At 68.9% G+C, this 8,507-nt stretch carries 5 protein-coding genes; 2 read left to right on the top strand and 3 right to left on the bottom strand.

Annotated features, from left to right (window positions below; translation table 11 throughout):
- Together AB0J16_RS45220 and AB0J16_RS45215 are read left to right on the top strand one after the other, a co-directional pair.
- Nucleotides 1-1,484: zinc ribbon domain-containing protein (locus AB0J16_RS45220; RefSeq protein ID WP_358551725.1), on the top strand; the 1,484-nt coding region annotated here is incomplete at its 5' end.
- Between the two features lie 231 nt (nucleotides 1,485-1,715).
- Nucleotides 1,716-2,654 (top strand): MBL fold metallo-hydrolase, encoded by a 939-nt coding sequence (locus AB0J16_RS45215; protein ID WP_358551723.1) that lies wholly within the window; start codon nucleotides 1,716-1,718, stop codon nucleotides 2,652-2,654.
- A gap of 142 nt (nucleotides 2,655-2,796) precedes the next feature.
- On the opposite strand, the gene AB0J16_RS45210 is transcribed toward AB0J16_RS45215, so the two are convergent.
- The 3 genes from AB0J16_RS45210 to cysS all read right to left on the bottom strand — a co-directional run bounded on the left by AB0J16_RS45210 (nucleotide 2,797) and on the right by cysS (nucleotide 8,505).
- Complete coding sequence (locus AB0J16_RS45210; RefSeq protein WP_358551721.1) at nucleotides 2,797-3,918, bottom strand: hypothetical protein; 1,122 nt, start codon at nucleotides 3,916-3,918, stop codon at nucleotides 2,797-2,799.
- 242 nt (nucleotides 3,919-4,160) lie between these two features.
- Nucleotides 4,161-6,830 carry a penicillin acylase family protein gene (locus tag AB0J16_RS45205; RefSeq protein WP_358551719.1) on the bottom strand — a complete coding sequence of 890 codons (2,670 nt, stop codon included), beginning with the start codon at nucleotides 6,828-6,830 and terminating at the stop codon, nucleotides 4,161-4,163.
- 316 nt (nucleotides 6,831-7,146) lie between these two features.
- A complete protein-coding gene (cysS, locus tag AB0J16_RS45200; RefSeq protein WP_358551717.1) occupies nucleotides 7,147-8,505 on the bottom strand; it encodes a cysteine--tRNA ligase in 1,359 nt (452 codons plus the stop codon).
- Nucleotides 8,506-8,507 lie beyond the last annotated feature (2 nt).

Raw genomic sequence — 8,507 nt, 5'->3', positions numbered from 1 at the left:
TCCCGGCCGATCTGACCGAACTGGAGGAGCCGCCGAACGTTGCGGCGCAGGTCGTGCTGGCGGCGGCCGACCGGCAACTGCTCACCCTGGAGCGCGTCGGCGACGACGGCGCCCGGCTGCGGGTGCGGCTTCCGCTGGTGGAGTTTCCCGCCTCTTCCAGGGACTGGGCGTGGCATGTGCTGCCGGTCGCGTTGCCGCCGACGGTGCCGGCGGAGGCGGCGTTGTGCGCCCCTACCGTGCGGGTGGTCAAGGGGCGGGTGCGCGTCGACCTGCCGTTCCAGATCGCGGTCGGTTTCGCGCCGGCTACCGGTCATCGGGTCGGGTGCGGGTTCGACTGGGGGCTCAACGGGTTGCTGGTCGGCGTGGCGGGGCGTCTGGCCGATGTGGCCGATGGTCGGGTGATCAGTGATGGGCGGCCGCTGGTCTACGATGCGAGCGGTGTGTCGGCCAAGCTGCACCGGCTGCGCGGCGAGCGTGAACACCTGGCCGCCAAGCACCGGCACCTGCAAAGGCTGCTGGCCGGGATCACGCCTGCTGATCCCCGCTACCTCGCGTTGCGTACGGCCTGCCAGAGGCTCGGGGTCGAGCATGAGCGGCTGTGCGCCCGTATCCGGCATCTGAACAAGGCATTGACCTGGTCGGCGGCGCGGTGGGCGGTCGATCAGGCCGCCGCCGCGGGGGCGACGGTCATCTATCTGGAGGACCTGGCCACCCTGGAGGCGCACGGACGCCGGGCCAGGGCGAACGCGCGCCTGTCGGGGCAGGTGCGCGGCCGGATCGTGCAGGCGATCCGGCACCTGGCGGCCAAGGACGCCATCGCGGTGGTCACGGTCGCGGCGCGTGGCACTTCCCGGTACTGCCCCCGGTGCGGGGATGGCACGTCGGTGCTCCAGCATTGCCCGGCCCCGGACCGGCTCACCGACAAGGGCTGGAGGTGGGCTTACTGCCCGGCCTGCGGCCTGTCGTGTGATCGGGACTGGGCAGCGGCCGAGCGGATCGTCTCCCGCGGCCTGCTCGGCCAACACGCCACCCGCACCCACCGTTCCACCGGGGCGCGCACCATCCACGCCGTCGTGGAGGGCAACGTGGCCCGCGCCCGCCGCACTCGCAGGCCCACCCGGGCGGCCCGCCGCGCCCGCCGCACCCGAACCGATCTGCACCCCCGCCCGGCAGCACGCGACAGAGCCAAGAGGCGCCCCACCCCGAAACGGCCCACCCGCACCCAGGCCAGCCCACGCAACAACCCGATGACCTCCAGCCGTGTGCCCGACCGGCGCACGGTGCCCGCCCCACCGCCCACCGGCGGTGGACAGCGTCCGGCGGGCCATGCACCCCAGCCGGGACGGCACCAGCCGCACCGGACAGGGCATGCCAGGAATTCTCACCATCGGACCGGCTTCCACCACGCCAAAGCCACCCCCGTGCTCACGCTCATCGAGCACGGGAACAGCCCAGGCCAGGCCACGCCCGTCCGAGTTACCTGACTCCTTCAGGGAACCACAGAGAATTCAAGACGCTTCACCCGATCGGGGATCGTGGTTGCTCAGGGTGATCTATATGCGCCTCGGGTGGGGAGGGACGGGGGTTGGTCAGGGTGACCCGCGCAGCCTCTGGTGGGGCGGTTGAGGTGATGCGTGTACCCCTCTGATGGGGAAGGGGCGCAGGTCACGATTGGTCTGGGTGACTGATCCGCTACGTAGGGCAGAGCGACGCGTATGACGCAGACGATCGAGGTCCCGCACTGGCCGGACAGCTTCAAGGACCGCCTCACCGCCCCGCTCCCCGAGTTTCGTGAGTTGCTGAGCGTCACCTGGCATGGCGCGTTCCGTCCGGACATCGGTGACGCCGACCAGATTCCGGTGCTGCGCAACGGCGGTCTTCCTCGGGCCAAAACCGGCGAGACCATGGTCACCTGGGTGGGTCACTCCACATTCGTCCTGCAGATCAGAGGGTTAACGATCCTGACCGATCCGGTGTGGTCGCGCAGGATTCCCGGTGTACGGCAGCGGCTGACGCCTCCGGGTGTCGCCTGGAGCGACCTGCCGAGGATCGACGCCGTGGTGATCAGCCACAACCACTACGACCACCTGGACGCGCCCACCATGCGCAAGCTGCCGAGGGACACGCCGATCCTCGTGCCGGCCCGGCTGAAGCCCTGGTTCGACCGGCGCGGCTTCACCCAGGTGACGGAGCTGGACTGGTGGGAGTCCACGTCGATCGGCGGTGTCACGTTCGACTTCGTACCCGCACACCACTGGAGCCGGCGGACCGTCTGGGACACGTGTAAGACGCTTTGGGGTGGGTGGGTGATCGACGGCTCGGTCTACTTCGCGGGCGACACCGGCTATGGAGACCGGCTGGCGCAGATCGGGGACAGGTTCGGCGGGCTGGACCTGGCGCTCATGCCGGTGGGGGCGTATGAGCCGCACTCGTTCATGAAGGCCGCGCACATCAACCCCGAGGAGGCGGTGCTGGGGTGTCTGGACGTCGGGGCGCGGCGGATGGCCACCATGCACTGGGGCACGTTCGTGCTGTCGGGGGAGCCGCTGCTGGCGCCGATCAAGGCCGCACGGTCCGCCTGGCGCGCCCAGAGCTTGCCACGAGAGGGTCTGTGGGATCTGGCGATCGGGGAGTCGCGCTCCTTCGTCTCCTGATGGGTTTGGGCTGTGGGTCGGTGGCTGGCAGGGGTCACGTTCCTTCGTCTCCTGATGTGTGTGGGATGTGGGTCTGTGGCTTGTGGGGGGTGACGCTTCTTCATCTCCTGATCTGTGGGCTGTGCGCTGGCGGGCGGGGGAGTCATGTTCCTTCGTCTCCCGATGCGTTTGGGCTGTGCGTCTGCGGGCGGAGGAGCGTGCCCAGAGTCAGGGCGACGATGGCCAAGCCTGAGATCGCGCCCGCGCAGAGCACCGAGGCGGTGGACGGGCTGACGATGGTGATGCCGAAGAGGGCCAGGGCCGAGACGATCGCGGAGACGGTGATGTACGTCTCGATCGCCAGCCGTACGACACGCAGGCGGGTCTGCTCGGACGGGTGGGTGCGGGAGAGGAGCCAGGCCAGGGCGGGCAGGAGCAGCACACCGTGCATGAGGATGGCGTGGGCGGACTTGAGCGAGCCGGCCACCGTGTAGGCGAGCTGCTGGGAGCCGGTCATGGCCTCGACCACTCCGCGGGCGATCATGATGCCCCCAAAGGCCATCGCCGCCAGGAACGTGCCGAACCCGGCCTGGACAGCCAGACGCATGCTGGGCGATCCGCCAGGACCCGTGCTGGGTGACCTGCCTAAGCGCACGACAGATGTCCCGGTCAGACCCATGCTGGGCGATCCGGCCAGACGTACGCTGGGCGCTCCACCGAGACCTGTGTTGGGCGACCCGGCCAACCGCACGATGAGAGACCCGCCGGGATCCGTGCTGGGTCCGGTGTGACCTGTGCTGGGTGACCCACCGGGACCCGCGGCGGGTCCAGTGAGACCCGTGGTGGGGGAGCCGCCGTGACCTGTGCTGGGCGGCTCGCCGGTATCCGGGTGTGATGGGCGGAAGGCGGAGATGGTCATGAAGATTGCAACGGCGATCAGGGTGAAGCCGCCGGCGGCCAAGGTTCTGGCGATGAGCGAGTCCACGTCGGTGGACATGTTGAAGTGCGAGGGCACGCCGCGCCACGCCTGCACGCTGATGAGCGCGACCTCCATGACCGAGGCCACGGCGAAGAGGCCCAGGAGGACGTTGCGCCTGCGTAGCTGGATGAACTGTGACACCCAGGTGAGCGAAAGCACGCTCAACCCGAACGAGACCCCGAACGTGAACGGTTTGCGCCACGACACAGGGCCGTCCCACGGGCCACCGTCGACCACGAGCACGCCCAGGTGGACGAGCCCGGAGACGATCAGGAGCAGTCCGATCAGGTACCAGAGGCGAGTCATGTTCGCCATGGTGACGTGGAGGAGGGGGCGTGGGCGTCAGCCCAGGGTCTTGATTCCACATACGGCTGTGGTCGTAGCTGCCAGGTCAGGGGATGAGGCACAGAGGTTAGCGAGCGCCCTGCCAGGCCAGGAGCGGGTCGCAAGGGTCAGGGGAGCGCCCCACCAGACTAGGGAGCGCCCGGCGGGCCAGGAGTAGGCCGCAAGGGTCAGAGAGTGAGGCGCTGGTCAAGCGCCGTGCCTGGTCAAGGAGTGAGGCGCAAGGTGTGGACGGCGGTCTTCTTGACGGTTGCCGGTTTTGAGTACATCGGGAGTAACTGTCCCTTAGCCCACAGCGGTGCCTGGTCCCAGTAGTTGTCGTGGAACGCGTGCCCCGAAGCCCCCGTCAGGTTGATCCATTCAGACTTGTCCAGATCGCCCAGATCGACGATCATCCGCATCGACGGCACCGAAGTCACCGCGTAGTCGCGCTGCGCGTTCCAGCCGGTGGCGTTCGGCGCGTCCTTGCTGCCCGGTACCTCGAACGGGCCGCGGTTGAAGAGTGCCTCGATGGGCGCTATGCCCGATGTGCCGAGTGAGCCGTTGGTGAGCGTCAGCTGGTGCAGGTCGCCCCAGCGCCAGGCCTTGACGTCCGTGCCGAGCCGGTCGGACACCTCCTGGTAGGCCGAGGCCAGCGCCTGCTGGACGATGTCGTCGCGGGTCTCGGTACGGCCCTTGGTCGTGGTGTCGTCCCAGTACGGGTCGTCGGGGGTGTCGAGCAGTCGCTTGATCACCTCGTACCAGCGGTCGCCGCCGTTCGGCCTGGCGCCGGCGGGCAGGTCGTCGTCGAACGTCAGCTTGAGCAACTGCCGCCAGACCGCGTTGAAGTACGCCGCAGGCGCCGAGTCGACGCCCTGTGAGCCGTCCCAGTCCTTCAGCGACTGCCTGGCCTGTACGGCAGGACCCGCCAGAGGCACCCGCATCAGGGCGGGGACCAGGGTCTTGGCCAGGCCGTTCTGGGTGTCCTGCTGGATCTTGGACATGGTCGTGGCGTCGACCTTGCCCTTCGCGATCTCCTGGTTGAGCCGGTCGATGATGCGCTGGGAGCGATAGCCGTACGCCCAGTCCTTGGTCAGCAGCGGCCGGTACTGCCTGGGGTCGATGACGGCGTTGTTGGCCGTCACGATGTAGCCGTCGGAGGGGTCTTCCATGGAGGGCAGCTGGTCGTAGGGGATGGGGGCGGTGCGCCAGTCGTACTCGCCGGTCCAGCCGGGCACCGGCCATGTGCCGTCGCCCTTCTGGCGTACGGGGATCCGGCCGGGCGCCTGGTAGCCGATGTGGCCCTCGGTGTCGGCGTACACCAGGTTCTGGGCCGGCACGTCGAAGAGCGCGGCCGCGGCGCGGAACTCCTGCCAGTCGGTGGCCGAGTTCAGCGCGAAGATCGCGTCGACCGTGGTGCCGGGCGTCAGGGCGGTCCACCGGAGGGCCACGGCGTTCGCGCCGTCGCTCGGTTTGACGTCGCCCATCACCTCGTTGATCAGTGGGCCGTGCCGGGTGCTCCTGACGTTCAGTGTGACCGTGGCGCCGCCGGCCACCTTGATCTCTTCCTGTCGGGTCTCCAGCTTCACCGACTCGTCCTTGTACAGGTACGTGTCGCCCTTCACCCGCTCCAGGAACAGGTCGGCCACGTCGGGGCCCAGGTTGGTGAAGCCCCAGGCGATCTTGTCGGTGTGGCCGATGATCACACCGGGAACGCCGGAGAAGCTGAACCCGGTCACGTCGTACGCGCAGGATTCCGTGATCTTCCGGCAGTGCAGCCCGACCTGGTACCAGACGGACGGCATCTGCGCCGACAGGTGCGGGTCGTTCGCCAGCAAGGGCTTGCCGCTGGCCGTGTGCTCGCCGGAGACCACCCACGAGTTCGAACCGATGCCCTCGCGGTCCGCGGCGCTCATCGTGCCGGGCACCGCGTCGAGCGCCTTCGCGGCCTGGGCGAGCGCCCTGGCCGCGCCCTGGCCTTGTGTTGTCGCCTCCTGTGGCGTGGTCTTGCGTGTCGTGGTGCCACGCGGAGTGGTGCCGCGTGGAGTGGTGCCGCGTGGAGTGGTGCCACGTGGAGTGGTGCCACGTGGAGTGGTGCCGTCCGTTGTGGTGCCGCGCATGGAGGTGTCGCGTGCGGGCAGACGGTCGCGCTGGTCGAAGCGGTTGTCGGCGATCGTGCCCTGGGTGACGATCGGCATATGGCTGTCGTACGGGTAATCCGGGTAAAGCTGCTCAACCCGGGCCCGAGGCAGCTTGGTAAGCGCCAGAGCGCGGTCGATCTCGTCTTCCATATTGGAACGCAGGTCCCAGGCCATGGCCTTGAGCCAGGCGACGGAGTCGAGCGCTGTCCACGGCTCGGGCTTGTAGGACCCGTTCTGCACCTTGAGCACCGAGTATTCGAGGCTCCGGTCGGAGGCATTGGGGTTGGCCTGGAGCCAGGCGTTGACGCCCTTGGCGTACGCGTCGAGGTAGCGGCCGGTGCTTTCGCCCAGCTCGGGCAGCTCCTGCTCGGCCACCTTGCGCCAGCCCATGGTCCGGATGGCCTTGTCGTTGTCGAGCGTCGCCTTGCCGAACAGCTCCGACAGCCGCCCTGAGGTCACGTGCCGCCGGAAGTCCATCTCCCAGAACCGGTCCTGCGCGTGGACGAACCCCTGCGCCATGAACAGATCCTCGGCCGTGTCCGCGTAGATCTGTGGAATTCCCGCTTTATCGCGATAAATCTCCACATTCCCGGTTAAACCGGGTAGCCGCACGGCTCCGTCCACCTGAGGGAACGACCGTCGCACCGTGTACACGAGCACCCCGGCGAGCACCAGCGCGAGGACGAGGACCACGGTCAATGCCCGCGCCACCCACCGGAACGGCCAGGGCATCCAGGCGTAGGGCCGCAACCTCACGAAGACCTCCATCTCTCGCGCAGCCCCTTAAGTCTGACAGCCCACGATCACTACTCCCGCCCCACGAGCCCCTCCTGAAACACCGGCGCCTACGGGGTTCCAGCACATGGGGACGGCCGGCCAGGGGTAACGAAGGGCCGACTGCTCCAACATCGAACTGCGGCCGGGGGAATCTACCGAGATGCGGCCGATGCTCCCGTCTTGAGGCGGGATGTTGTGGGCGCGGGCGGGGACAGGACGTGGAGACTTGCCGGTAGGCGGGTCGGTGAAGCGTCAAGCATCCTGGCCGCTGCGAAAGCAGCAGGCGAGGAGCACGTCAATCCCACACCTGTCCGGAAGGCGTATCGGAAACCCGGACACCCATCCTCACAAGGGACTCCCGCAGCCGGTCCGAAGCCGCCCAATCCCCCGCCTCCCGAGCCCGCGCCCGTTCGGCCAGCAGCTCCGCCGCCCCCGGCGGCAACGCCGGCCGTCGAGACCGCCCGATCTCGACGGCCAGGTCCAGCCCCAGCACCTGGTCCAGATGCAGGAACGACTCCAGCTTCGCCCCCGGCGCCACCGACTCGTCCCGCTCCAGCTCCCGCAGCGCACGTAGCGCGGCCGGCGTGTCGAGGTCGTCGTCGAAGGCGGACTCCGCCCGCCGTACGTAGTCGGCCGCCATCGGCGCGCTGGGCGACTCCGACCACTCGGCCACCCGTGTCCGCCACCGCCGTACGGTCCTGTCGGCCGCGTGCAGGGTGTCCCAGGTGAGGTTGAGCTGCTGCCGGTAGCGGTGTTCCAGGAACGCCAGGCGTACGGCCAGCGGATCGAGGCCCGCCTCGGTCACGTCGGACAGGAGCACCACGTTCCCGGTGGACTTGGCCATCTTCCGCCCGTCGAACAGCAGGTGCTCCCCGTGCACCCAATGACGCACCACCTCGTGGCCGGCCGCCGCGTTCGACTGGGCCCGCTCATCCTCGTGGTGGGGGAAGCGCAGGTCGATGCCGGCGGTGTGGAGGTCGATGCGCTCGCCGAGGAAGTGCAGCGACATGGCCGAGCACTCGATGTGCCAGCCGGGGAAGCCGCGGCCCCAGGGGGCCTCCCAGGACAGTTCGCCGTCGGAGGGCTTCCAGAGGGCCCAGTCGGCGTGGAAGCGCTTGCGGGGGTCGGTGCCGTCGGGACGGAGGGAGTCGAGGCGGTTGCCGGAAATTTCGCCGTAAGTGGGGAAGGAGGTGGCGTCGAAGTACACCGCTCCGTCCGGCAGCGCGTACGCGTGTCCCCGCTCGATCAGCTTGGCGATCAGCTCGATCATCAGGTCGATCGTCTCGCTCGCGCGGGGCATGTGCTCAGGCGGCCGCATGTTCAGGGCGGCGGTGTCCCGCTTGAAGGCGTCCTCGTAGTAGCGGGCCAGGTCACGCGGCGAGCGGCCCTCGGCCCGCGCCCGCATGAGCACCTTGTCCTCGCCGGCCTCCGAGTCGTCGGCCAGATGGCCCACGTCGGTGATGTTCTGGCAGACCACCATGCGGACCCGCTGCCGTTCCAGGACCCGCCGGATCAGGTCGGACAGCAGCTGGGAGCGCAGGTTGCCGACATGCGCGTGGCGATAGACCGTCGGCCCGCAGGAGTACATGCGCATGGCGCGGGCGGGGGCGATCTCCTCGACCTGCCTGGCGCGCGTGTCGTAGATCCGCAACATCC

Origin of the sequence: Nonomuraea sp. NPDC049750 (assembly GCF_040659625.1) — a bacterium.
Lineage (GTDB): Bacteria > Actinomycetota > Actinomycetes > Streptosporangiales > Streptosporangiaceae > Nonomuraea.
Note: the sequence above shows the minus strand (reverse complement) of the source record. Positions and strands in the feature narration are given on the sequence as shown.